Source organism: Gordonia caeni (genome assembly GCF_039537105.1).
In the GTDB taxonomy this organism is placed as follows: Bacteria; Actinomycetota; Actinomycetes; order Mycobacteriales; family Mycobacteriaceae; genus Gordonia; species Gordonia caeni.
Genome location: NZ_BAAAZW010000012.1, coordinates 48,449 through 73,135, shown reverse-complemented (window position 1 = coordinate 73,135; position 24,687 = coordinate 48,449). Strand labels below are relative to the sequence as shown.

The window sequence follows — 24,687 nt, the reverse complement described above, 5'->3', positions numbered from 1 at the left end:
CCCCCTACCTGCACACCGGTGAATGCAGCGGACCGAAGATGTTCGCCTCGAGGTCGAATCCCTTGAGGGTGAAGTTGCACAGATAGAGCATCATGAAGCCCCCGTAGCGTCCGCTGTGGTTGATCCGGTCGGCGAGCACCGGAAAGCGCGTCAGGAAAGTGTCGAACTGGTCGGTGTGCGGGATCCACGCCTGCGTCACCTCGGTCAGTCCGGTGAGCGAATCGGCGAAGTCGCTGCCGGCCGTGGTCATCATCGTCGCGAGCGAGCCGATCGCGCGATCCCCGGAGTCGAGCAGCCGGGCCAGTTCACCGTTGTCTCCGACGATCGCGGAGGTGAGCTGCCCCAGCCCCACGAACAGCTCGTTCAGCTGCTCGCTGCGCGCATCGGCGGTGGTCATCAGGGTGTTGAGGTTGGTCACCAGCTGCGCGAAGACGGCGCTGTTGGCCGACAGGTTCGCGCCCATCGAGCCGATCTGTCGCAGCAGCAGATCCACCGACTTGGTGCGCCCGGCGAAGGTGTCGACGAATCCCTGAGCCAGGTCGTTGACCTGGGATGGTTCCAGCGAGGAGAACAGCGGTTCGAAGCCGTTCATCAGAGCGGTGAGGTTCACCGGGGCACTGGTCGCGGCGACCGGGATCCGGTTTCCGTCGCGGCGCGGGGAGTCCGGCCCCGCCTGCGACAGATCGATGTAGCGCGCCCCCAGCATGTCGCCGTACCGGACCACCGCGTGCACGCGATCGGGCACCGGTTGCGACGCCTCGATCTGAACGGTGACGCGGGCGAGGGCGGTGCCGCCGGACTGCGGGTCGAGGTCGACTTTGTCGACGCGGCCGATGCGTACCCCGGACATCTTGACCGGGTTTCCTTCCACCAGCCCTTCGGCGTCGGTGAACATCAGCACGTACGAGTGCACCGGTCCGCGCACCGGCACGCGGAGCGTGTTCACGGTGAGAACGGCGGCGACGATCCCCACCACCACGAAGACGAGCGATTTGAAGACCGTCCGGTACGAGAGCGTGGTCACGGCAGCACCACCTGATTTCCGCGGACCATCGGTCCGAGCATGAGCACCGTCGCCGGATTCGGCGAATCGGGCGACGTTCCGGGCGCCACCGCGCCTTCGAGCCGGCCCATGGCCGGGGCTTCGGCGGCACCGTCGATCACCTCGGGTGCGGTGTACGACGACGGTTTCACCGTCGGCCGGCGTTGCAGCACCGTCCCGTTGCCCTCCCCCGGCTCACGCACCGGACCGACCCCGGCGGTGGAGCCGGTGCCGAAACACTGCGCGCCGCGCAGCCTGCCGTAGGTCGGGCAGTCCGCCGCGGTGTACGGCATGGGCTCGGAGAAGGTGGGCACGGCGGTGATGTTGAAGCGTCCCGAGGCGAACAGGACGGTGCCGGCCGCACCGAACTTGCCGGCCTCACGCACCGTGCGGGTGATGCCGGCCGGGTTCTGCGCGACGGTGGCCAGGATCTTCCCGGTCGAGTCGAGAACGGTGATCAGATTCTTCTGCTGCTCGGCGACGAATGTGCCGGTGGCCGAGACGAATCCGCTGGCGGCGGTGAAGAAGGCGGCGAGTTGTTCGTCGTGCTCGGCGATGCCCCGGGAGATGTTGGTGACCGAGTCCAGGGTCGCGAGGACGTCCGGTGTCGCACGCCGTAGCGACTCGGCGACGCGCCGGAACTTCGGCGTCGCCGCGAGGAAGTCCTCGACGGTGTCCTCCAGTTCCTGCGAGGCCGCCCACCAGTCGTCGATCATCAGGCCCAACTCGTCACCGCGGCCGCCGATGGCCCGGTTCACCGCGGCGAGCGCCACATTGAGCTGCTCGGGCTCCACCTCGGAGATCAGCTCGGACATCTTGGTGAAGATCCCGTAGAGGTTCACCGCTTCCGGGCCGTCGTCCACCACGATCGTGGAGCCCGGAGTCAGCGTCTCCTGTTGCTGCGCAGGAGATCCCGGTATCGGGAGCAGTTGCAGGTAGATGTCGCCGAAGAACGTGCGCGGCAGGACCCGGACCATCACCGACCGATCGATGTCGCCGATCGCTTCCTGATCGATCGTCAGACTCACCCTCGACGAACGGGTGCCCGCGTCGATCGCGGTGATCTCACCGACCTTGATGCCGTGGTAGCGGACCGGCGCGCCGGCCTGGATCAGTCCGGCCGACACCGGGATCTCGGCGTAGACCTTCGGATCGGAGGACAGCACTCCCGTGCTGCGGGCCACCATCCAGACCGAGAACGTCAGGATCAGCACGCCCGCGATCAGTGCGCGTACCGCATAGGAGGCGCGGGAGACCGGTTGTCCCGGAAGCATCACCGTCATCGCGTCACAACCCCAATCCCGGGATCTGCGGGACCAGGCCCCACAGACCGAAGGTGAAGATGACGTCGAAGATGCCGATGGCGAGGATCGACGTGCGCAGCGCACGGCCGGCGGCCTGGCCCACCCCTTCGGGTCCGCCGGAGGCGAAGTAGCCGTACGAACAGTGCACCAGCGTCACGATCGCGGCGAAGACCACCGCTTTGATCGCCGAATAGAACAGATCGGTCGGGGTGAGCGCCAGGTGGAAGTAGTAGTCGTAGGTGCCGGGCGATTCGCCGTGGAACCAGACCACCACCAGCCGGGTGGCCAGGTAGCTGGCCAGCAGGCCGATCATGTAGATCGGCAGCACGCACACCATCGCGGCGATCATGCGGGTGGTGGCCAGGAACGGGATCGACCGGATCGCCATGACGTCGAGGGCGGCGATCTCGTCGGAGATGCGCATGGCGCCGATCTGCGCGGTGAATCCGGTGCCGACCTTGGCCGCCAGCGCGATCGCCACCACCACCGGCGCCAGCTCGCGGGTGTTCGCGATGGCCGCGAGCATGCCCGACAACGAGGTCATGCCGACCAGCTGCAGGCCGCGGTAGGTCTCGACGCCGAGCATCATCGCCGCCGCCAGCGACATCGCCAGGACGATCCCCATGGTGCCGCCGCCGGACAGCAGCGACTTGGTGCCGAAGGTCATCTCGGCGACCTGCCGGACCACGTGCTTGCGGTAGTGGACCAGCGTGTAGGGCACCGCGCCGATCGCCCGGGCGATGAAGGTGACGTATTCGCCGAACCGGACCACGCCGCCGGTCAGCGCGTCGTACCGGCGCTGATAGCCGGTACGGACCCGCAAGGACATGTCTGCGCCGACCATCAGTAGGCCCCCACCGCAGGAACGATGACCGAGTACAACCCGGACAGGATGGTGTTGAAGACGAAGACCAGCGCGAAGGCGATCACCACCGCCTCGTTGACGGCGTCGGCCACACCACTGGGGCCGCCGCGCGCGTGCAGGCCCTTGAAGCAGGCGACGATGGTCGACAGCAGCGCGAACATCGTCGCCTTGACCAGCGCCATGACGAAGTCGCTGGTGCGTCCGTACTGGCTGAAGGTCGCCATGAAGGCGCCGGCGGGCAGATGCTGCACGTACAGGTGGTAGAGGTAGCAGGCCCCGACTCCGACGACGGTGATCAGCGAGCACAGCACCAGTGAGACGATGATCGCCGCGGCGATCCGTGGCGCCACCAGACGCTCGATGACGTTGATGCCCATCACTTCCATCGCGTCGATCTCTTCGCGGATCTTGCGGGAGCCGAGGTCGGTGCAGATCGCCGAGCCGGCGACACCGGCCATCATGAGTGCGCAGACCAGAGCGGCGGCCTGTCCGACGATGATGAAGGCCACCACCGCACCGGAGTAGCCGCCGGCCCCGATACGCCCGGCGAGCTCGCCGACCGAGACCGCGATGAAGACGCCGACCGGAATCATCAGAAGCAGTGAAGGACCGGTGCTGACCCGGCCGATGAAGACCGTCTGATTCAGGGTCTCGCTGATCGAGAGGCGAAGTCGGAGAACCGCGACGACCAGAGCACCGATCGACTGCAGGGCGAACCCGAGGGTGTGACCGGCTTCTACCGCCAGATCACGTACCGGCCCCTTGGCTTCGGGCAGTTCGAACGCCATCTTTGACCCCCATCGAAGGTGACGACCCAGTGGTCGCGGGTTCGGTGGATGCGGCGTCGCGGTCCCCCGACCTCACGTGGTCGATGTTACAACCACGAACCGAACGTAACATACATCAAATATGAAATGTGACACTTCCTCGTCACGTGTTTCATCGGTAGAGGTCAGCGGATCCGAAAGGTGCCCGGTCGCAGCGCGTGCCGGAGTACGAATGCGAACACGGGGCGGGCGAGCGGCACCAGCAGCCGCCACGGCAGCCGGCCCACCCAGCGCAGCGAACCGGCGATCGACCACTCGACGCGGTCGCCGGCGATCACGAAGCACTCGGCGAAGTCTTTGATCACCAGCGGCAGGCAGACCGCGGTTCCGGTGAGCGCGAGCCGACGCACCGGCTCGCGCTCACCCGTCAGTAGCCGATGATTCCGGCGGTGCCGTTCGACAGCCAGGTCCCGATGTCGTTCACCTGGTTGCGCGGCGCGTGCAGCCACACGGTCGGACTGACCGACCGGCCGCAGCGAACGCGGACCGGATGCGCGCCCGCCCGCACCGACCGGCCCGGCAGCACCACCGTGCGCACCTGCTCCGGCGGCGTCGTCGTCCGGCCGCCGACCGCCACCACGCACCGCGCGGAGGACGGCGCCCTGCCCCGATCGAAGGTGACCTGCCAGTCCGCCGCCCCGGAGGTGGTGACCGCGACGGTCGGCACCGGCGCCGCCGAGGCCTCACCGACCCCCAGCACCGTCGTTCCCGCCCCGAAGGCGACGACGAGCGCGACGTTACAAAACATCCCGACATGTTTCATGTCGGCGATGGTGCCAGAGGCCGGCCGATTACGAAAGAGCGCCGAGACCAACGAGCGGCAGAATGAACTCGCGCGCCACCTCGGTGAGCGTCGCTTCGTCGTCCAGTTCGATCAGATCACTGGGCGAGGTCAGGAACGAACCGGTGATCCGCACGATCATGTCGGCCGCGAGCATCGTCGAGACCTCCGCGCCGATGGTCCCGGCCTCCTGCTCGATCCGGATCTGATGTGCGACGAAGTCGCGCACCTGAAACATCGTGCGGCTGTCGCCGCCTCCGACCAGGCCGGGAACGGACGCGGGTTCGATCTCCAGCAGCTTGGTGATGAGCGGGTTGCGGCCGATGGTGCGCAGCGAGGTGACGAACCCGGCGACGACCCGGTCGGCGGCGGTCTGCGCCTTGGCCATCTCGGCGCGAAACTCGCCGAAGTACCGCTGGAACTCCCGCAGCATCACCGCGTCGACCAGCGCGTCCTTGCTGTCGAACTTGCGGTAGATGGTGATTCGCGCGGTACCGGCCCGGCGCGCCACTTCCTCCATGGAGGCACGGGCGATCCCCGTCGCACAGAACTGTTCGTAGGCCGCGTCGAGGAGCTTGGTGCGCGTCTTGTCTTCTCGTCCACCGGCCGGCTCGGCGCCGTCGCGCGCCACTTCGCGCAGGGCCCGCTCGATGAGCGAGTCCTGTCTCACAGGCGTCAATTCAGTTGCCACACCTCAGTCTCTTTCACCCCGACCTCCGCACCACGCTACGTCACCCCGCAGCGGCAGCATCGACCTCTTGTGATCCAGACCACGCCGTGTCAGAGTGTTACAAACCTCACATGGTTGTCACATCCGGAGCGAGTCGGGCCATCCCAGGGAGTCACACATGCAGCCGATCAACCGCAGAACAGTCTTGAAGGGCGGAGCCGTCCTCGGCGCCACCGGAGCACTGACGGCCGCGCAGGCCCTCCCGTGGACCTGGTCCCCAGCGGGTTCGGTCCCCGGCAGCGGCACCGGCGCCGATCCGGCCGGAGTGTGGGATCCCGACTGCGATCAGGTGATCGCCGACATCGCCGCCCGCGGCGACATCGGCAAGGTCAACGGAATCCTCCGCTCGTGGACGCGCAACGGCCAGCCGTTGCCGACCGGCCTGCCCACCGATCTGCGCGACTTCCTCACCCAGGCGCGCCGCCTGCCGTCGTGGGCCGACCACGGAAAACTGGCCGCGGCCACCCGCTTCAACGAGAAGCGCGGCACCTATCTGGGCGTCATCTACGGCTTCGTCAGCGGCATGATGAGCACCGTCATCCCACGGGAGGCCCGCGCCGTCTACTACTCCAAGGGCGGTCACGACCTCAAAGACAGAATCACCAAGACGGCGAAACTCGGCTACGACATCGGCACCCACAACGCCTTCGCGCCGGACGGCGAGATGATGATCACCTGCGTCAAGACGCGAATGGCGCATTCGGGGGTGCGCTACCTGCTGCCCAAGTCGCCGCACTGGCAGAACGGCGCGCAAGACCAGGAGAAGCTGCCCATCAGCCAGGCCGACATGATGGTCACCTGGCACAGCCTGCCGACCAGCGCCATGCGTCAGTTCCGCAAGTGGGGCGTGCCCGTCGACCCGGCCGAGAGCGCGGGCTTCCTGCATTCGTGGCAGCTCAGCGCGCACATGCTCGGCATCCGGGACGAGTACATCCCAGCGAACTGGACGACCGCCGAGTCGCAGGCGCGCCAGGTGCTCGACCCGATCCTGGCGCCCACCCCGGAGGGCCGCAAGCTCGCCGACATGCTGCTCGATCTGGGCAACAACCTGGACCTGACGATCCTGTCCCGCGGGGTGCTCGGCGCCATCACCCGCTACATGCTCGGCGACGAGATCGCGGGCTGGCTCCGCATCCCTCGCGAACCGGTGTGGTCGCCGCTACTCGAGACCTCCTGGGGCCCGTACGTGATGGTGCGCGAAGGCCTTCTCGACGTCGGGCTGCCCAGGCAGACCTACTGGTTGTTCGACGAGTTCCTGCGCCAGTTCGTGCTGCTGTACATGGCGGAGCTACGCATGCCGATCAACATCACGATCCCGGAGCAGAACAACCCGAAGTACCGCTGAGCCGGTGAGGCCCCGCGGGTCAGGCCTTGGGGCCGCCGGCGACGTACAGCACCTGACCGGAGACGTACCGGGCGCGCTCGTCGGCGAAGAAGGACACCGCGTTGGCGATGTCGTCCGGCTGGCCGGCCAGCTTCACGGCGGTGTCGTCGGCGCAGGCCTTGATGAAGTCGTCGAACGGCACGCCGATGCGCTCGGCCGTCGCACGCGTCATGTCGGTCTCGATGAAGCCCGGGGCGATCGCGTTCGCGGTGACGCCGAACCGGCCCAGTTCCAGCGCCAGCGTCTTGGTGAGCCCCTGCATGCCGGCCTTGGCGGCCGAGTAGTTGGCCTGTCCGCGGTTGCCCAGCGCCGAGGTGCTCGACAGGTTGACGATGCGACCCCAGCCGGCGTCGAGCATGTGCCGCTGGCAGGCCCGGCTCATCAGGAAGGCGCCGCGCAGGTGCACGGCCATCACCGTGTCCCAGTCGGAGACGCTCATCTTGAACAGCAGATTGTCGCGGAGGACGCCGGCGTTGTTCACCAGCACCGTCGGGGCGCCCAGCTCGGCGGTGACCGCATCCACGGCGGCGGCGACGTCGTCTTCCTGGGAGACGTCGCAGCCCACGGCGATGGCCTTGCCGCCGGCTGCGTTGATGTTCTCGACGGTCTCGGCGCACGCCTGCGCGTCGAGGTCCAGGACCGCGACGGCCAGACCGTCCTCGGCGAGACGGCGGGCGACTGCGGCGCCGATTCCACGGGCCGCACCGGTGACAATTGCTACTTTCTGTGTGCTCATGCCGGGAACCCTACTGCGATTGCGTAGGATTTCCCCCGCACGCTTCACATTGCGACATCGTCGCGGCCCCGCGGAGGACTTGGATGACCGGAAAGCCCAGCGGCCCGAACCCCGGGCGACTCGCCGTCATCGTTCTGGCGGCCGGTGCGGGCACCCGGATGAAGTCGAAGACGCCCAAGATCCTGCACCAGATCGGCGGTCGCTCCCTGGTCGGTCACGCCCTGCACGGCGCCGCCGGGATCACGCCCGACCACCTGGTCGGCGTGGTCAGCCACGAACGCGAACGGGTCAGCGCCGAGATCGAGCGCGTGGCCGCCGACCTCGGCCGCCCGGTGACCGTCGCCGTCCAGGACGAGCCCCTCGGCACCGGTGACGCCGCGCGCGCCGGCCTGACCGGACTGCCCGACGACTTCGCCGGCACCGTGCTGGTCACCGTCGCCGACGCGCCGCTGCTGGACGCGCAGACGCTGCGCGAACTGGTCGAGACGCACACCGCCGACCCGGTCGCCGCGGTCACGCTCACCAGCTTCACCGTCGACGACCCCACCGGGTACGGCCGGGTGGAACGCACCGACGGCGAGGTGACCGCCATCGTCGAGCACAAGGACGCGTCCCCGGAGCAGCGGAAGATCACCGAGGTGAACGCCGGGATCTACGCCTTCGACACCACCGTGCTGCGCGCGGCGCTGCGCGAGTTGTCCACCGACAACGCGCAGGGCGAGCTCTACCTGACCGACGTGGTGCAGATCGCCCGCGAGGCCGGCCGCACCGTCCGCGCGCACGTCGTCGACGACCCCGTGGTGGTGGCCGGCTGCAACGACCGCGTCCAGCTGGCCGAGCTGGGCGCCGAACTGAACCGTCGGGTGATCCGTCGCCACCAGCTGTCCGGGGTGACCGTGGTGGATCCGGCGACCACCTGGATCGACGTGGACGTGGAGATCGGCCAGGACGCGCGGATCCTCCCGGGCACCCAGTTGCACGGCGAGACGACGATCGGCGCGGACGCGGTGATCGGCCCGGACTCCACCCTCACCGACGTGGTCGTCGGCGACGGCGCGCAGGTGATCCGCACCCACGGTGGCGGGGCCGTGATCGGCGACGGCGCCACCGTCGGCCCGTTCTCGTTCCTGCGTCCCGGCACGCACCTGGGCGCGGACGGCAAGATCGGCACCTTCGTGGAGACCAAGAACGCCCGCATCGGCACCGGCACCAAGGTGCCGCACCTCACCTACGTGGGTGACGCCGAGATCGGCGAGTACACCAACATCGGCGCCTCCAGCGTCTTCGTCAACTACGACGGGGAGAACAAGCACCGCACCGTGATCGGTTCGCATTGCCGGACCGGGTCGGACAACATGTTCGTCGCGCCGCTGACCGTCGGCGACGGCGTCTACACCGGCGCAGGATCGGTGCTGCGCGACGACGTACCGCCCGGGGCGCTCGCCGTCTCGGCCGGCCGGCAGCGCAACATCGAGAACTGGGTACTGCAGAAACGACCCACCAGCCGTGCCGCCCAGGCGGCCCGGACAGCCCAAGAGGAGAGCAGCTCATGAAGTGGACCACCGACGCCCAGAAGAACCTGATGCTGTTCTCGGGCCGCGCTCACCCCGAACTGGCGGAGGCGGTGTCGGAGCATCTCGGGGTCAAGATCACCCCGCAGACCGCGCGCGATTTCGCCAACGGCGAGATCTTCGTCCGCTTCGAGGAGTCGGTGCGCGGCAGCGACGCCTTCGTGATGCAGAGCTGCCCGGCACCGATGAACGAGTGGATCATGGAGGTGCTGATCATGATCGACGCGCTCAAGCGCGGCTCGGCCAAGCGCATCACCGCGATTCTCCCCTTCTACCCCTACGCCCGGCAGGACAAGAAGCACCGCGGCCGCGAGCCCATCTCCGCGCGCCTGATCGCCGACCTGCTCAAGACCGCGGGCGCCGACCGGATCATCACCGTCGACCTGCACACCGACCAGATCCAGGGCTTCTTCGACGGCCCGGTGGACCACATGCACGCCCAGGGCCAGCTGGCCGAGTACGTGCGCGAGCACTACGGCACCGAGAACATCTGCGTGGTCTCCCCCGACGCCGGCCGCGTGAAGGTCGGCGAGAAGTGGGCCGACGCGCTCGACGGCGCCCCGATGGCCTTCGTGCACAAGACCCGCGACCCCGACGTGCCGAACGAGATCAAGTCCAACCGCGTGGTCGGTGACGTGGCCGGCAAGACCTGCGTGCTGATCGACGACATGATCGACACCGGCGGCACCATCGCCGGTGCGGTGACCGTCCTCAAGGAGGCCGGCGCCGGTGACGTCATCATCGCCACCACCCACGGCGTCTTCTCCGACCCAGCCGCCGAGCGCCTGGCCAAGTGCGGCGCCAAGGAGGTCATCGCGACCGACACCCTGCCGATCGGCCCGGAGAAGCAGTTCGAGAACCTGACCGTGCTGTCGATGGCGCCGCTGCTGGCTCAGACCATCCGCGAGGTCTTCGAGAACGGGTCGGTGACCAGCCTGTTCAACGGAAGCGCCTAACCAGCAGCCACCCGGCAGCGGCCAGGACCAGCAGTCCACCGACGGCCCCGGCGACGATCCCGGCGCGTGCGCCCGCGGACAGTCCGCCGGGGTCGTCGGCATCGGCGGCGGTCGGGGCGATGGGCTCACCCGCGTGCGCCAGGATCTCCTCGGTGGCCCCCAGGTTCTGGCAGAGCGTCGTGTGCCAGTCGGCGTCCGGGGCCGCCTCCGGGTTCGTGTCCTCGAGGGGGCCGGCCAGGACGATCACCCGTTCGACGTTCAGTTCCGGCGACAGCCCGCACGCGGCCGAGGTCGACGGACTGCTCACCGTGATCCGTTCGGGCACGGCCTGCTTGTAGCTGCGCGCCACGTCGACGGTGTACCGCGCCCGCGTCCCGGACTCCTCCACGGCCACCGGCGTCCCGACGACCACCGCCGAGGCCCGCTCGACCACCGATTCGGGGGCGAGGGCGATGCAACTGCAGGCGCAGGCGATGCCGGGCGCCAGCACTACCGAGCCCAGCAGGCCGACCGCTCCCAGCAACACGACCGCCGCGATCCGGCGGCCGATCACGACGACTCGACCATCAGTCATGTGTCTCACCGTAGCGGCGGTACGGTGAGGATGTGGACGCGACGATCTATCACAATCCCCGCTGCTCGACCTCCCGCAAGACCCTCGACAAACTGCGCGAGGCGGGCGTGGAACCGGCCGTGGTGAAGTACCTCGACACCGGCTGGACCCGCGAGCAGTTGCAGAAGCTGTTCGCCGACGCGGGCCTCACCCCCGGTCAGGCGGTCCGCAAGCGCGAGAAGCTGTACACCGAACTGGGCCTGGCCGACGCCGACGACGACACCGTCCTGGACGCGATGGTGGCCCATCCGGTGCTGGTGGAACGCCCGTTCGTCGTCACCGACAAGGGCACCGTGCTGGCGCGCCCCATCGACGACGTCGACGCGATCCTCTGACCGGCGGGGACGTTCAGGCGGACAGCTGATTCAGGCAGACAGGGGCGTGCGCGAGATCGGATCGCGCAGCGGCCGCGCCAGCGCGGGCACGATCAGCGCGGCGACGCCGCGCACGAATCCGCGGGTGACGTTCCAGAAGTCGAAGTAGTCGCGCCAGACGGTGATCCGCCCGTCGCGCACCTCGTTGCGCCCGCACACCCAGAAGGTCATCCGCAGCGGGCCGATCGACAGCTGATCGATGCGCTCGGTGAGCACCACGCCGTCGTCGTCGGCGCTGATCGCCAGGATCTCCGCGTCGAAGGCGATGTACTTGCCGTTGAGGCCGCGCATCACTTTGGCGAAGAGGTCCTTGCCACGCACCGACGGCGTGCCGACATTGGTGTAGACGATGGCGTCGTCGACGTCGGCGAGCGCCGCGTCCACCCGCCCCTGAGCGAGGTTGGTGAAGAAGTCTTTCACCAGGTCTACGGGTTTCTGGGAGGTCATCGCCTCATGGTAGTCTGGCTGCCGTTGTCTCGGCGAGGGTGACTCGATCACCGTTATCGGCGCGACGAGGAAGAATTCTCCCCGCTCGGCGGGTGGTTGATCGTCTCGGCCGTCGTCTGCCGCGTAACCACCCAGCGGGCCCGAATGAGATCGGGCCGCACGAGTAGAGGAGAGCCCCCATGGCCCAGTTCATGAAGCTGACCACCACCGACCGCACCGGCACCGGCAAGGGCGCGGCCCGCCGCGCTCGCCGCGACGGCCTGGTCCCCGCCGTCCTGTACGGCCACGGCACCGACCCGAAGCACCTGCTGCTCCCGAACCTGGAGCTGGCCGCCATCCTGCGCGCCAACGGCACCAACGCCGTCATCGATCTCGACATCGACGGCACCAGCCAGCTGGCGCTGACCAAGCAGGTCGACGTCCACCCGGTCCGCAACTACATCGAGCACGTCGACCTGCTGATCGTCCGCCGCGGCGAGAAGGTGGTCGTCGAGGTCCCGATCCTGATCGAGGGCGAGTCCGGCCCGGGCACCCTGCTGATCCAGGACGCCAGCTACATCGAGCTCGAGGCCGAGGCCATGAACATCCCCGAGAACATCGTCGTCTCGGTCGAGGGTCTGCCCGCCGTCACCAACATCAACGCCGGCGACCTCGAGCTGCCCGAGGGCTCCACCCTGATCTCGGCCGAGGACACCCTCGTGGTCTCGGTGAACGAGGCCCAGCAGGCCGCTGAGCCCGAGAGCGAAGAGGGCGAAGAGGGCGCGGCGGAGACCGCGGCAGAGGAAGCCGCGGAGTAATTCCGGCACTGATCGTCGGACTGGGCAATCCCGGTCCCGCTTACGAGAAGACCAGGCACAACATCGGCGCGATGGTCGCCGACGGCCTGGTCTTCTCGTACGGCGAGAAGTTCACCGCGCACCGCAAGTCCGGCGCCGAGGTGGCCACCCTGCGGATCGGTGGCGACCCGGTGCTGGTCGCGAAGTCGCGGACCTACATGAACGTCACCGGCCGCCAGATCGGCCCGCTGGCGAAGTACTACGGCGTCGCCGCCGAGGACGTGATCGTGCTGCACGACGAGCTCGACATCGACTTCGGTCAGGTCCGGCTCAAGCGGGGCGGCGGCGAAGGCGGTCACAACGGCCTGCGGTCGCTGACCGCGGCCCTCGGTTCCCGCGACTATCAGCGGGTGCGGCTGGGTATCGGCCGCCCGCCCGGGCGGCAGGACCCCGCCGATTTCGTCCTGAAACCGTTCCCCTCCGCCGATCGCGCCGAGGTGGACCTGCTGATCCGCAACGGCGCCGACGCCACCGAGCTGTTGGTGCAGCAGGGGCTGGAAGCGGCGCAGAACGTCGTCCACGCCTGGTGAGTGGCGCCCCGGAGGTCAGCCGACCGGTACCGGTGCCAGCCGCCCGCGCAGACCTCCCGCCGGATAGTCCGTCCGGAACAGCCCGCGCTCGGCGAGCAGCGGAACCACCCACCGGGTGAACCGCTCGAAATCGACGTCGGTGTCCGCCGGCATGATGGTGAATCCGTCGGCGGCGCCGGCGGCGAACCAGTCCGCCAGATCGTCGGCGATCTGCGCCGGCGTCCCGGCGAGCAGCCGGTGACCCGACCCGCCCGCGCTGCCGACCGCCAGCTCCCGCGGAGTGATCGGCCCCTGGGTGATCAGTCCGCGCAGCGCCAGCCCGAAGCCGGTCGAGAACTCGCTGCCCGGCAGCTCCGCCGGGAGATCGGCCGCGGTGATCGGATCGTCCAGGCCGAAGGAGTCGGGGTCCAGACCGAGATCGTTCAACAGCCGCGCGGCGATCGCCTCGGTCGGCAGCGTCTCGGCGAGCTCGGCCAGGCGCTCTTGCACGTCGCGGCGGTTCTTCCCGATCAGGACCACGACGCCGAGGGACACCTTCACCGCCTCCGGGTCGCGTCCGGCGCCGGCGACCCGGCTGCGGACCTCGTCCCGGAAGGCCACTGCCCGTTCGCGCGTCTGCGCGACGGTGAACACCACATCGGCGAAGTCGGCCGCCAGCCGTAGCCCGCCCGAAGAACCTCCCGCCTGCACCACCACCGGACGCCCCTGCGGACCCGGCGGCACCGGCAGCGGACCGGCCACCGAGAAGAACTCGCCGACGTGATCGATCGGCCGGATGCGGTCCGGATCGGCGTACCGGCCGGCCTGTTTGTCGGCGATCAGCCAGTCCGGTTCCCAGCTGTCCCACAGGCGCGTCACGACGTCGAGGAACTCCCACGCCCGCCGGTAGCGCGTCTGCTTGTCCGGATGGCTCGCCAGCCCGAAGTTGACAGCCGCCGCCGGTGCCGCCGTCGTCACGATGTTGACCGCCACGCGCCCCTTGGTGACGTGGTCGAGCGCCTGGAACCGGCGGGCCAGATTGTAGGGCGAGTTGAAGGTGGTCGAACTGGTGGCGATGATGCCCAGGTGCTCGGTGACCGCCGCGAGGTGGCCGAGCAGGACCACCGGGTCCAGGCCGGTCCCCGGTGCCGAGTCGATCTCGCCGCGCAGAGCCGGGGCATCACCGAGGAACACCGCGTCGATCCCGGCTTCCTCGGCCAGTCGCGCGAGTGACACGAAGCGGTCGACGTCCAGGTAGGCCAGCGGATCGCGCTCCGGCAGTCGCCAGGCCTGCCGGAAGTGGCCGGGCGTCATCAGCGAAAGATTCAGATGGAACGTACTCATGCCGCGGGCCTCCAGCCCAGTCGCGGCGCCAGATCGCGCGCCGTGGTCTCCAGCAGGCGCCGATGCTCGGCGTGCCCGGGCACCCCCGGGACGAAGCTGACCAGCAGATCAGTCGCCTGCGCGAGTGCCGGGTCGGCCGCCAGTTCGGCGGCCAGCTCGGCACTCGGACCGATCAGCGCGCGGTCAGCCGCCAGATAGGCCTCGACCGACTCCGCTGGTTTGGGCGCTCCCGAGGTGCTCCAGCTCTGCCAGCGCCGCACGCCCGGTGTCACCAGGCGGACCGCCTCGTCCCGGTCCTCGTGCGGGTACACCGCACGCGAGACCTGAACCCGCGGCGGCGCGACCGGATCGGCCCACGCCTCTCGGTAGGCCGCTATCCAGGACGCTTGGCGGGCCAGCGCATCGGCGACGCTGCCGCCGCGCCAGGCACTGGCCCGGGACAGTTGCAGACCGTCTCCGGCGCGCGCCGCCGCGGTGACCGCGGCGAGCGCGTGGTCGGGATCACTGGTGGTCGCCTGCCACAGTCGCCGTCGTACCCGGCCGCCCGGCGGATGGACGGTCTCGCCGAGCGAGTTCACCGGCCGGCCCTCCAGCGCACGGTGCAGACCGTCCACGGCGGCCGAGTAGCGGCGGTGCCGGTCGTCCAGATCGGCACCGAACGCCTCCCAGGCACTCGGGAACGGGCCCGAGCCGATACCGAGTTCGAGACGGCCGCCGCTGAGGGCGTCGAGGGTGGCCGCGTCCTCGGCGACCCGCAGCGGATCGTCGAGCGGAAGCACGTAGACACCCGTGCCGAGCCGGATCCGCCGCGTGTGCTGCGCGATCGCCGACAACAGCACCAGCGGGGACGAGACGTGCTCGTTGCCCTGCCGGAAGTGCCGGTGGATCACCCAGCCCGAGTCGTAGCCCAGTTCCTCGGCCGCCACGAACAGGTCGACGGCCTCGGCGTACGCCTCCTCCGGCGGCTGGTCCCGGTCCAGATGCAGCAGGAAGTTCAGCCGGAACGGACGGCCGTCGGGCACTCCGGCCCCGACCGCCGGGGCCCACGCCGGCGCGCCGGTCACAGGTTGAGCCCCGTCCCGTGCACGCCGTGCTCCTCGATCAGGGCGAGCTCGGCATCGGTCAGCGGCGCGAAGTCCAGCGCGGCCACGTTGTGGTCGAGCTGCCAGACCGAACTGGCACCGATGAGCGCGGAGGTGACCTCCGGCTTGCGGAGCACCCACTGCAGCGCCAACTGGGCCAGCGACTGCCCGCGTGACTCGGCGAGCTTGTTGAGCTCGGCGGTCCGCTGCCGGTAGGTCTCGGTGATCTGGTCCGGGCTCAAGAAGGTGCTCGCAGTGGCGCGGGCGCCGTCCGGGATCGACTCCAGGTACTTGTCGGTCAGCAGCCCCTGGGCCAGCGGCGAGTAGACCACCAGACCGAAGCCGTCCTGCTCGGCGACCTCCAGCAGGCCGTTGTTCTCGATGGTGCGGTCGTAGATGGAGTAGCGCGGCTGGTGGACGAGCAGCGGTACGCCGGCGTCGCGGAGCAGTTCGGCGGCCTGGTGCGCCCGGTCGGGCCGGTAGTTCGAGATCCCGACGTAGAGCGCCTTGCCCTGCTGCACCGCCGAGACCAGCGCGCCCACGGTCTCCTCCAGCGGCACCGAGTCGTCCTGGCGGTGGCTGTAGAAGATGTCGACGTAGTCGGTGCCCAGGTCGCGGAGGCTGTGATCGAGGGAGGTCAGCAGCGACTTGCGTGAGGAGCCCTTCAGGTAGGGACTCGGACCGATCGGATTGCCGGCCTTGGTCGACAGGAGGATCTCGTCGCGGTACGGGGCCAGATCGCGGGCGAGGACGCGGCCGAAGTTCTGCTGGGCGGCCCGGTGCGGCGGCCCGTAGCGGTCGGCGTTGTCGAAGTGCGTGATGCCCAGGTCGAAGGCGTGCAGGATGATCTCGCGCTGCGTCTCGTAGGCGTAGTCGGCGCCGAACTTCTGCCACAGCCCGAAGGAGAAGGCGGGCAGATCCAGGCCGGAGCTTCCGGCGCGCCGGAAGGCGGCGTTCTCGTAACGCTCGGGGTCCGCGGCGAAGGCTGTTTCGTACACGCGCTTGGACTCGGGGGTGCGGTTGGGCTCAGGAGTGCGATTGGACATGGTTTGTCGCCTTTCAGAGGGATAGGTGATGGGGCAGAGAGTCAGCGGCGGAGTGCCGCCGGCTGCAGGGACGGGGTGTCCCGGCCCGTGTCGCGTTCGAGGAACTGCGTGCCGGGCGCGACGATCTGATCGATCCGGTCGAGGATCTCGTCGGTGAGCGGCTCGTCTCCGGCGCGGGCCGCGGCCGCCAGATAAGCATCGAGGTGCTCGCGGGTGCGCGGTCCGACGATCACGCTGCTGACCGCCGGGTGATTGAGCGCGAAGGCGATCGACAGGTCGACGAGTGACCGGTCGTTCTCCTCGGCCAGCGTCGCGAGCGCATCGGCGGCGGCGAGCTTGCGCTGGTTCTGCTCGGCGGCCACGTCGAAGCGGCCCGGAATCAGGTCGGCACGCGCAGACTCGGGCTGCTCGCCGCCGATCCGGTACCGCCCGGACAGCCACCCCGCCGCCAGCGGGCCGTAAGAGAGCACTCCCACTCCGTACTGCTGGACGGTCGGGAACACCTCACGCTCCACTCCGCGCACCAGCAGCGAGTACGGAAGCTGCTCGGTGTGCGGTGCGATCAGTCCGTGCTTCTCGGCGAGCCAGTGCGCGCGCACCTGTTCGTGCGCGGGGAACGCCGAGGTGCCGTAGTAGCGGATCTTGCCCGAGCGCACCAGGCCGTCGAGCGTGGTCAGCGTCTCGAGCAGATCGGTCTCCGGGTCCGGTCGATGCGCCTGGTACAGGTCGATGTGATCGGTCCCCAACCGGCGGAGGCTGTCTTCGACGGCACGGGTGATCCACCAGCGCGAGTTGCCCGCGTGCCGCGGGTCGTCGCCGATCTGCCCGTGGAACTTGGTGGCCAGGAAGACCTCGTCGCGCCGGCCCGCCAGTGCCTTTCCGGTGATCTCCTCGCTGCGTCCGTCGGCGTAGACGTCGGCGGTGTCGACGACGGTGATGCCCGCCTCGAGGGCCGCGCCGAAGATCCGCAGGCTCTCGTCCTCCTCCTGCCAGCGGCCGAAGTTCATCGTGCCCAGCGTCAGCGGTGTCACCTTGACGCCGGTGCGGCCGAGTACGCGGTCGGGTCGAATGGTCATGAAATGTGGGTTCCTTGTCTTGTGGTTCTCGGTCGAGATCTTCTGGGGAGTTCGGTGCGGGGTGAGGGGTCAGAACAGTCCGGTGGTCGGCGGCTCCTCGCCGGTGAGGTGGAACGCTCCGGCCACCGCCGCCTTCCACTGACGCGGATTGTGGTTGGCGGCCGTCCGGGCGTTGCGCCAGTGCCGGTCGAGGCCGAGGGAGCGATCGGTGAGGGTCGCGCCCCCGACGTCGAACAAGGCCTCGGCCGCGGCCAGTGCCGATTCGATCGCGATGACGCCGGCACCGGCGACGTGCACAGCGGCAGCAGCTCCGGCCTCCCGCGCCCGCGCGCCGTGCAGCCCCCGGAGCTCCTGGAGCTGCTCGGCGGCGACCACCACCACCGCGCGGGCGGCCTGCGCCCGTGCCACGATCTGACCGACCGTTTCGCGCACGTACGGATCGTCGACGCTCTTGTCCGCGGTGCTGTGCTTGATCGGCCGCGCCTTCTCCCGAACGACGGCGACGGCGTCGTCGGCGGCGGCCGCGGCGATCCCGGCCTGCACCGCCGCCAGGTAGAGCTGTGCGAATGCGCCCCGCCACGGATTGTCCGGCACCTCCTCCGCCGGTACGACCACCTCGTCGTCGTACACGTGCACCCCGGCGAGCACCGTCGACCCGCTCTGGGTGAGGCGCTGCCCGACGGCATCGAAGTCGTCGAGCCGCTCCAGCCCCGGCCGGTCCACCGGGATGGTGAACCGGATCACCGTCCCTTCCTCGGTGACCGCCTGGGTGGAGAAGTACGACGCATACAATCCGCCGGTCGAGTAGTACTTGCGGCCGTCGACCACGTAGCCGCCGGACACCCGGCGGGCGGTGGTGGACACACTGCCGCCGGGGCCGCCGTTGCGCTCGTTGCCGGTGCCCACGAACAGGGCGCCCGACCGCAACCGGGCCAGGTTCTGCTCGCGGAAGGCCCCGTCGGAACGTTCGGCGATCTGATGTGCGGCCAGGAAGGTCGGCCGCAGCGCTTGCGCGACATTGGAATCGGCACGCGCGATGTCGATGATCAGTTCCACCGCATCGCGCACCGAGCCGCCGGCGCCGCCCTCGCTGCGGTCGATCTCGATCAGGGCGAAGCCGGCCTCGGCGAGTTCGGCCACCTCGGCGAAGGCGTGCGCGCGGTCGGCCTCCCGGTCTCGCGCCGACGCGGCGAGCCGCACCAGCACCGGCGCCACCGCGGACCGGATGCCGTCGACGGTCAACTCCTCCCGATCGGCCAGTGCGGTCATCGCAGCGCCTCCGCACCGGTGCTCGAGTCGGTCGCAGCGGTGGCCAGCCCGAGCGCGTCGCGCAGCGTCGCGGACCGGGTGACCGGTGCGGCGATCCTCCGCAGCAGCTCCAGCAGCGCCGGAACATCTCCCGCACCCGAGAGGATCACCCCCGAGGCCCCGGCCGTCACCGCCCACTGCGGAAGGTCGGCGGGATCGCCGATCCGGTCGATGTCGTTCGCGTCGACGCGCACCAGTAGCGCAACCTCGGCGGCAGAGCGGTCGACCAGTTCGAGTGCGGCCGGCAGTTCCGTCCGCGCCTGCTCCAGCTGGCCGGCATCGACGATCACCGCGTCGGCGACCGCGGCGATCCGCGTCCACCCCAGCAGTTCCGGATCTGCCGCCACCAGCGGCGGCGGCCCGGCCGGCGACGGCGGACCGTCGAGCGGTCCGGCCACCCGGTACCGCTGTCCCCGATGGTCGATCGGCTTCACGAGGTCGCCGTCGACCACGATCGCCGCGGACTGATTGCCCAGCAGGGCGTCGGCGGGGAACGACCGCCAGAGCGCGGACAGGATCGAGGCGTACTCCGCCCACCGGTCGGCCGGCTCGGGGCCGGTCTCGGTCGCCGGCTCCGTCTCCGGCGCCACCGCGTCGCTGATCTCGTCCCCGCCGCCCGCACGCAGGACCAGTCCGGACCGGCCGCCGGTGGCCCGGTCGAACGAGGCCACCCGGCGCGCGAGGTTGTACGGTGCGTTCCCGGTCGTCGGCGCATCTACCAGATAGTTCAGCGCCGGATGCCGACCGGCCAGATAGGCTCCGGCCACCGTCGGATCGATCGCCGGGACCCCCCACGCCTCGTCGACCAGGCGCAACCCGGCCGTCCCGGTGACGGCGGCGCGCTCGGCGACGGTGTCCGCCTCGGCCGGGGTGATCTGCCCGGGCCCCGTGCCCACGGCGATCTCGATGAACACGCTCATCGTGGTTCTCTCCTATCCCGCGCTCAACAGCGGTTCGATGTGGGTGGGGGCGGCCGGCAGGCCGAGCCCCAGATGACCGCGGAGCGTGTCGCCCTCGTAGTCCTTGCGGAACAGCCCGCGGCGCACCAGCTCGGGGATCACGTGATCGGCGAAGTCGTCGAAGCCGGAGGGCAGCACGTCGGGCATCACGTTGAAGCCGTCGGCAGCACCTCCGCGGTACCAGCGCTCGATGTCGTCGGCGACCTGTTCGGGCGTGCCCACCACGATGCGGTGGCCGCCACCGCCGGAGAGCTTCTTGAGCAGCTGCCGCAGCGTCGGGTTCTCGCGGTCGATGATCTCGCGGACCACGCGGTAGAAGGTCTGCGAGCCGCCCGCCTGGTCCGGGTCGCCGAGCAGTTCGGCCGGGATCGGCTCGTCGTCGGACAGCCCGTCCAGCGAGAAGCCGAGCTGACCGGCCAGCCGCGCCCGCGCGTACGGGTCGGGCAGCAGCTCGTCGAGCAGTTCCCGGCGCTGCGCCGCCTCGGCTTCGGTGCTGCCCAGCACGGTGGACAGACCGGGCAGCACGACGATCTCCTCAGGCCGGCGGCCGAAACGCTGTGCCTCGTCGCGCAACCCGGTGCGGAAAGCCCGCGCCTTGGCCAGATCCTGATCGGCGGAGAAGACCACCTCGGCCACCCGCGCGGCCAGCCGCTTGCCGTCGGACGAGCCGCCCGCCTGCACCACCACCGGACGACCCTGCGGCGAGTCGCCGCGCCGCGCCCATTCGGACACCACCAGCTGCGTCAGGCTCTCGGCGCGCCGGTAGCGGAGTCCGTGGTGCGGCTCGGCGGTGCGCCCGAAATTCGCCGCCGCCGCCGACCCGGCCGTCGTGACCACGTTCCAGCCGAACCGGCCCCCGCTGAGCACGTCGAGATCGCCGAGACGGCGCGCCAGTTCCAGCGGATCGTTGTACGACGACGACAGTGTGCCGATCAGGCCGATCCGTTCGGTCTCCCCCGCCAGGCGGGCCAGCACCGTCGTCGGTTCCAGGTTGTTGCCGGTGCGGTGCCGGATGTTCGGATCGAGCACCGGGCCGTCAGCCAGGAAGACCGCGTCGAGCTTGGCCTGCTCGGCCTTGCGCGCGATCGACGAATAGTGATCGATGGTGTACGACCCCAGCGGATCGGTGCCCGGGAACCGCCAGGAGCCGCCGAACACCCCCGCGTTGAGGATGTTGACGTTGATGTGCAGGGTCATGAAGCAGTCCTTTCGACGGGGCCGGCGAACTGGCCGTAGTAGCCGGACACCGGCAGCACCTCGTTGACCAGGTGGTCGCCGACGACGCGCGGCTTGTAGATCACGGGATTGTGCGAGGCCAGGGTCCGGGCGTTGCGCCAGTGGCGGTCCAGGTTCACTCCGGTCCGCACCGTCGACGAGCCGCCGGCGTCGAACGCTTCGGAGGCGGCGTGCAGCACCGCCTCGATCACGGCGATCTGCGCCGTCGAGGTCTCCACATAGGTTGCGGCGAAGTAGGATTCGTCGTCTCGCGCGTGCGCCTCCTCGAGCCGCCGGGCGGCATGCTCGAGCAGCGTCTCGGCGGTGACCCGGCGTGCCTGCAGGCGGCCGATCACCGCCAGCACGTCCGGGTCCTGTGCGGCGGATTCGCTCAGGGCGTGCCGGCTGGTGCGGGTGCGGCCGCGGACCACCTCGACCGTCTCGGCCACCAGATTCCGGGCGATCCCGGTCAGATTCGCCAGGTGCACGATCTGCACGAACGAGTCCAGGCCGCGCAGCGAATCGAGTTCGCGGCCGATCTGACCGTCGTCCTCCACCGGCACCGACGTCAGGATCGTGGTGCCGCTGCCGGTCTGGCGCTGACCGATACCGGCCCAGTCGTCGACGTGCTCGACCCCCTCGTGCCGCGCGGGCAGCACCACGAACACCTTGCGCCCGGTCTCGTCGACGGCCGCCGCCCGGAGGTAGTCCGCGAAACGCGCGCCGGTGGAGTAGAACTTGGTCCCCGACACCACCGCTCGCCCACCCGGGCCGCGATGGATGCGCGTGGCCGTCGCCGGATCCACCGCGAGCGCCGACGGCTCGGACTGGGCGTTGCCGAACACCGCCCCCTCCCCGACCGCGGAGAACCAGCGGTCGCGGACCGCCCGATCGCGCTCCCGGCGCAGGATCTCGGTGGTGGTGAAGTGACCGCGCAGGATCTGCGGCACATTGGAGTCGGCGGCGCCGGCCTCGGCCAGCAGCCCGAACAGCGTCGGCAGGTCGGCGTCGTACCCGCCGTACTCGGTCGGCACGCGCAGCCTGCCGAAGCCGGCGGCGACCAACTCGGCCACCAGCGCGTACGGGTGCTCCCCGGATCGGTCGCGCTGCGCCGCACCCGCGGCGAGTTCGGCGAAGACCGCCCGGAAGCGATCGTACGGGACGGCGCTCATGCGAAGACTCCGTTCCGTGCCAGCTCCCGGCCGGCGACGGCGTCGAGCAGCCGGCGCGTGTACTCCTGCCGCGGATAGGCGAAGACCTCGGCGGTCGGCCCCTGTTCGACGATCCGTCCCCGCGACATCACCGCGACCCGATCGGCGAAGGCCTCCACCACCGCGAGGTCGTGCGAGATGAACACGTAGGTCAGGCCGCGCTCGGCCTGCAGTCTCTGCAGCAGCGCGATGATCTGCGCGGCGACTGAGACGTCCAGTGCCGAGATGGGCTCGTCGAGCACCAGCACCTCCGGATCGGCCACCAGCGCCCGGGCGATGGCGACGCGCTGGCGCTGTCCGCCGGACAGTTCGCGCGGGTGTCGGTCGGCGAACTCGGCCGGCAGGGCCGCGGCCTCCAGTGCCGCGATCACCTGATCGCGGTGCCGAGCGCGCTGCCGCCGCGGAAGGGCGACGCCGGTGGCGAAGGCGCGCAGCGGTTCCTCGACCACGTCGAAGACGTCGAACCGCGGATCGAACGAGGCGTACGGGTTCTGGTAGACGAACTGCACCCGGCGGCGCAGCGGCCGGAACTGCTTGCGGCTCAACCCCGTCACGTCCGTGCCGAACAGCGACACCCGTCCCTCGGTGGCCTCGGTGAGACCGGTGAGCACCCGCGCCGTGGTCGACTTCCCGCTGCCGGACTCGCCGACGATCGCGAACGTGGAACCGGGCTGCACCGCGAACGAGATCCCGTCGACGGCCGGCGGCGCCGAGCCGTACACCTTGCGCAGTCCGGTCACCTCGATCACCGGTGCGGCCGCCGAATCGATGCGGTGGCCGAACCGGTTCCGCGCCGCGGCGCGGGCCGGGACGCTGTCCAGCAACTCGCGCGTGTACTCGTGCTGCGGCGCCTCCACCACCCGGGCCGTGGGGCCGATCTCGACGATCCGCCCGTGCCGCATCACCGCCAGGGTGTCGGCTCGGTCGGCGGCGACACCGAGGTCGTGGGTCACCAGCACCACCGCGGTGTTCAGCCGGTCGCGCAGTTCGTCGATCAGATCGAGCACCTGTTTCTGCACCGTCGCATCCAGCCCGGAGGTCGGCTCGTCGGCGATGATCAGGTCCGGTTCGGAGGCCACCGCCGCGGCGATCAGCACCCGCTGCCGCATGCCCCCGGAGAGCTGGTGCGGGTACTGCCGGTAGCGGCGTTCCACCTCGTCGAAGCCGACGATCCGGAACAGCTCGTACACCCGCTCCCGGCGGGTGGCGGCATCCAGATCGGTGTGCAGCCGCAGGACGTCCTCCACCTGGTGGCCCACCCGCCGGAGCGGGTCGAGCGAGACCGTCGGATCCTGCGGGATCAGGCTGATCGCGCTGCCGCGGACGGTGCGCCAGCCCTTCGGCGACAGCTCGGTGAGGTCGCGGCCGGCGAAGCCGATCCGGCCGCCGATCACCTCCCCGTTCTCCGGCAGCAGCCCGAGGATCGCATGCCCCGTGGTGGTCTTGCCCGAGCCGGATTCGCCGACCAGCGCCAGCACCTGGCCGGGCCGCACCTCGAAGGAGACGTCGTGAACCACCGGCAGCACCCGCCCGGCGAGGGCGGACGGTTCCGGCCGGCCGGAGCGGTAGCCGACGGTCAGTCCGTCGACCGTCAAGACGGGGTCGTTGCTCATAGTTCGTTCCGTTTCCGTAGATGACGAGCCAGGTAGTTCACCGACAGCACCACCGCGACGATGGTGAGCGCCGGATACACCGTCAGCCAGTCGCGCGTGGCGATGTACTTGCGTCCGTCGGCCACCAGCAGGCCCCACTCCGGGTCCGGCGGCTGCGCACCGAGACCGAGGAAGCTCAGCGAGGCGATCCAGATGATCGCCAAGCCGACTTCCACCGCGGCGAGCGAGATGGTCGGCCCGAGGGCGTTGGGGATCACGTGCCGGCGCAGGATCGCCGAGGTGGAGGAGCCACTGGTCACGGCCGCCTCTACGTAGTTGCTGGCGCGCACCTTGAGCACCTCGGACCGGATGAGCCGGGCGAACTTCGCCGAGGCCGTCAGACCGACGGCGATCGCCGCGGGCACCAGTCCCGAGGTTCCGGTCTTGGCGCTGTAGAGCACCACGACGCTGATCGCCAGCAGGAAGCTCGGGATCGACAGGACCACGTCCACCGCCCGCATCACCACATGGTCGACGACACCGCCGAACCAGCCCGCGAGAGCCCCGAGGGCCGAGCCCACCACCACCGCCACGGCGACGGCCAGGAAGGCGCCGGCGAGCGAGGCCCGGGCTCCGTAGACGACGCGGCTGTACAGATCACGCCCGAGCAGGTCGGTGCCGAACCAGTGCTCTCCGGACGGCGGCAGCAGACGCTGCGCCTGGTTCACCGCGAGCGGATCGTAAGCGGTGAACACCCCCGGGAGCACTGCCCACGACAGCGCCACCAGGACCACGGCCGAGGCCAGCCCGAGCGCCCAGTACCGGCGCAGATAGTGCAGGGCGACGGCTGTGGGCGATGACGCCGCTGCGGTCTTCTCG

The 24,687-nt window shown here is 69.9% G+C and carries 26 protein-coding genes; 6 read left to right on the top strand and 20 right to left on the bottom strand.

Going from position 1 to position 24,687, the window contains the following annotated elements; translation table 11 throughout:
* Positions 1-4: 4 nt before the first annotated feature.
* The 7 genes from ABD732_RS16930 to ABD732_RS16900 form a co-directional block, all read right to left on the bottom strand.
* The gene (locus ABD732_RS16930) at positions 5-1,024 is read right to left on the bottom strand and encodes an MlaD family protein (protein ID WP_344785661.1); all 1,020 of its coding nucleotides are present in this window, start codon (positions 1,022-1,024) and stop codon (positions 5-7) included.
* Positions 1,021-2,325: an MCE family protein gene (locus tag ABD732_RS16925; RefSeq protein WP_344785660.1), complete on the bottom strand. Its 1,305-nt coding sequence runs from the start codon at positions 2,323-2,325 to the stop codon at positions 1,021-1,023. Before ABD732_RS16925 ends, ABD732_RS16930 begins: the two co-directional genes overlap by 4 nt.
* Positions 2,326-2,329: 4 nt before the next feature.
* Positions 2,330-3,190 (bottom strand): MlaE family ABC transporter permease, encoded by an 861-nt coding sequence (locus ABD732_RS16920; protein WP_344785659.1) that lies wholly within the window; start codon positions 3,188-3,190, stop codon positions 2,330-2,332.
* A complete protein-coding gene (locus tag ABD732_RS16915) occupies positions 3,190-3,999 on the bottom strand; it encodes an MlaE family ABC transporter permease (RefSeq protein WP_344785658.1) in 810 nt (269 codons plus the stop codon). Before ABD732_RS16915 ends, ABD732_RS16920 begins: the two co-directional genes overlap by 1 nt.
* A gap of 164 nt (positions 4,000-4,163) precedes the next feature.
* On the bottom strand, positions 4,164-4,388 hold the full coding sequence (locus ABD732_RS16910) for a hypothetical protein (RefSeq protein WP_344785657.1): 225 nt from the start codon (positions 4,386-4,388) through the stop codon (positions 4,164-4,166).
* 17 nt (positions 4,389-4,405) lie between these two features.
* Positions 4,406-4,801: a hypothetical protein gene (locus tag ABD732_RS16905; RefSeq protein WP_344785656.1), complete on the bottom strand. Its 396-nt coding sequence runs from the start codon at positions 4,799-4,801 to the stop codon at positions 4,406-4,408.
* A 28-nt stretch (positions 4,802-4,829) separates the two neighbouring features.
* On the bottom strand, positions 4,830-5,489 hold the full coding sequence (locus tag ABD732_RS16900) for a TetR/AcrR family transcriptional regulator (RefSeq protein ID WP_344785655.1): 660 nt from the start codon (positions 5,487-5,489) through the stop codon (positions 4,830-4,832).
* Positions 5,490-5,667: 178 nt separating this feature from the next.
* Between ABD732_RS16900 and ABD732_RS16895 the strand changes: the two genes are divergently transcribed.
* Entirely contained in the window at positions 5,668-6,894 is a 1,227-nt protein-coding gene (locus ABD732_RS16895) for an oxygenase MpaB family protein (RefSeq protein ID WP_344785654.1), read from the top strand.
* A gap of 19 nt (positions 6,895-6,913) precedes the next feature.
* Here ABD732_RS16895 and fabG read toward each other — a convergent pair whose 3' ends face one another.
* Entirely contained in the window at positions 6,914-7,669 is a 756-nt protein-coding gene (fabG, locus tag ABD732_RS16890; protein WP_344785653.1) for a 3-oxoacyl-ACP reductase FabG, read from the bottom strand.
* Positions 7,670-7,752: 83 nt separating this feature from the next.
* On the opposite strand from fabG, the gene glmU reads away from it, so the two are divergent.
* Together glmU and ABD732_RS16880 are read left to right on the top strand one after the other, a co-directional pair.
* Positions 7,753-9,222, top strand: coding sequence for a bifunctional UDP-N-acetylglucosamine diphosphorylase/glucosamine-1-phosphate N-acetyltransferase GlmU (gene glmU, locus ABD732_RS16885; RefSeq protein WP_344785652.1), 1,470 nt, complete (start codon positions 7,753-7,755; stop codon positions 9,220-9,222).
* Positions 9,219-10,196: a ribose-phosphate diphosphokinase gene (locus ABD732_RS16880; protein ID WP_344785651.1), complete on the top strand. Its 978-nt coding sequence runs from the start codon at positions 9,219-9,221 to the stop codon at positions 10,194-10,196. Before glmU ends, ABD732_RS16880 begins: the two co-directional genes overlap by 4 nt.
* On the opposite strand, the gene ABD732_RS16875 is transcribed toward ABD732_RS16880, so the two are convergent.
* Positions 10,180-10,770 (bottom strand): hypothetical protein, encoded by a 591-nt coding sequence (locus tag ABD732_RS16875; protein ID WP_344785650.1) that lies wholly within the window; start codon positions 10,768-10,770, stop codon positions 10,180-10,182. The genes ABD732_RS16880 and ABD732_RS16875 overlap by 17 nt on opposite strands.
* A 32-nt stretch (positions 10,771-10,802) precedes the next feature.
* Here ABD732_RS16875 and arsC point away from each other — a divergent pair, with 32 nt between their 5' ends.
* Positions 10,803-11,144: an arsenate reductase (glutaredoxin) gene (gene arsC, locus ABD732_RS16870; protein WP_344785649.1), complete on the top strand. Its 342-nt coding sequence runs from the start codon at positions 10,803-10,805 to the stop codon at positions 11,142-11,144.
* 30 nt (positions 11,145-11,174) lie between these two features.
* On the opposite strand, the gene ABD732_RS16865 is transcribed toward arsC, so the two are convergent.
* A complete protein-coding gene (locus tag ABD732_RS16865) occupies positions 11,175-11,630 on the bottom strand; it encodes a limonene-1,2-epoxide hydrolase family protein (protein WP_344785648.1) in 456 nt (151 codons plus the stop codon).
* 179 nt (positions 11,631-11,809) lie between these two features.
* Here ABD732_RS16865 and ABD732_RS16860 point away from each other — a divergent pair, with 179 nt between their 5' ends.
* Together ABD732_RS16860 and pth are read left to right on the top strand one after the other, a co-directional pair.
* A complete protein-coding gene (locus ABD732_RS16860; RefSeq protein ID WP_344785647.1) occupies positions 11,810-12,427 on the top strand; it encodes a 50S ribosomal protein L25/general stress protein Ctc in 618 nt (205 codons plus the stop codon).
* A gap of 8 nt (positions 12,428-12,435) precedes the next feature.
* A complete protein-coding gene (pth, locus tag ABD732_RS16855; RefSeq protein WP_425553082.1) occupies positions 12,436-12,996 on the top strand; it encodes an aminoacyl-tRNA hydrolase in 561 nt (186 codons plus the stop codon).
* Between the two features lie 15 nt (positions 12,997-13,011).
* On the opposite strand, the gene ABD732_RS16850 is transcribed toward pth, so the two are convergent.
* The 10 genes from ABD732_RS16850 to ABD732_RS16805 form a co-directional block, all read right to left on the bottom strand.
* Positions 13,012-14,319, bottom strand: a complete 1,308-nt coding sequence (locus tag ABD732_RS16850) for an NtaA/DmoA family FMN-dependent monooxygenase (RefSeq protein ID WP_344785646.1) — start codon at positions 14,317-14,319, stop codon at positions 13,012-13,014.
* Positions 14,316-15,383, bottom strand: a complete 1,068-nt coding sequence (locus ABD732_RS16845) for an LLM class flavin-dependent oxidoreductase (RefSeq protein ID WP_344785645.1) — start codon at positions 15,381-15,383, stop codon at positions 14,316-14,318. Before ABD732_RS16845 ends, ABD732_RS16850 begins: the two co-directional genes overlap by 4 nt.
* On the bottom strand, positions 15,380-16,447 hold the full coding sequence (locus ABD732_RS16840; protein ID WP_344785644.1) for an aldo/keto reductase: 1,068 nt from the start codon (positions 16,445-16,447) through the stop codon (positions 15,380-15,382). The genes ABD732_RS16845 and ABD732_RS16840 overlap by 4 nt, the downstream gene beginning before the upstream one ends.
* A 41-nt stretch (positions 16,448-16,488) precedes the next feature.
* Entirely contained in the window at positions 16,489-17,523 is a 1,035-nt protein-coding gene (locus tag ABD732_RS16835; RefSeq protein ID WP_344785643.1) for an aldo/keto reductase, read from the bottom strand.
* Between the two features lie 69 nt (positions 17,524-17,592).
* Positions 17,593-18,792 (bottom strand): acyl-CoA dehydrogenase family protein, encoded by a 1,200-nt coding sequence (locus ABD732_RS16830; protein WP_344785642.1) that lies wholly within the window; start codon positions 18,790-18,792, stop codon positions 17,593-17,595.
* On the bottom strand, positions 18,789-19,751 hold the full coding sequence (locus ABD732_RS16825) for an LLM class flavin-dependent oxidoreductase (protein WP_344785641.1): 963 nt from the start codon (positions 19,749-19,751) through the stop codon (positions 18,789-18,791). Before ABD732_RS16825 ends, ABD732_RS16830 begins: the two co-directional genes overlap by 4 nt.
* A gap of 12 nt (positions 19,752-19,763) precedes the next feature.
* Positions 19,764-20,987, bottom strand: a complete 1,224-nt coding sequence (locus tag ABD732_RS16820; RefSeq protein WP_344785640.1) for an LLM class flavin-dependent oxidoreductase — start codon at positions 20,985-20,987, stop codon at positions 19,764-19,766.
* Positions 20,984-22,177 carry an acyl-CoA dehydrogenase family protein gene (locus ABD732_RS16815; RefSeq protein ID WP_344785639.1) on the bottom strand — a complete coding sequence of 398 codons (1,194 nt, stop codon included), beginning with the start codon at positions 22,175-22,177 and terminating at the stop codon, positions 20,984-20,986. Before ABD732_RS16815 ends, ABD732_RS16820 begins: the two co-directional genes overlap by 4 nt.
* Positions 22,174-23,829, bottom strand: a complete 1,656-nt coding sequence (locus tag ABD732_RS16810) for a dipeptide ABC transporter ATP-binding protein (protein ID WP_344785638.1) — start codon at positions 23,827-23,829, stop codon at positions 22,174-22,176. Before ABD732_RS16810 ends, ABD732_RS16815 begins: the two co-directional genes overlap by 4 nt.
* On the bottom strand, positions 23,826-24,647 hold the full coding sequence (locus ABD732_RS16805) for an ABC transporter permease (RefSeq protein WP_425553081.1): 822 nt from the start codon (positions 24,645-24,647) through the stop codon (positions 23,826-23,828). Before ABD732_RS16805 ends, ABD732_RS16810 begins: the two co-directional genes overlap by 4 nt.
* Between the last annotated feature and the right edge of the window lie 40 nt (positions 24,648-24,687).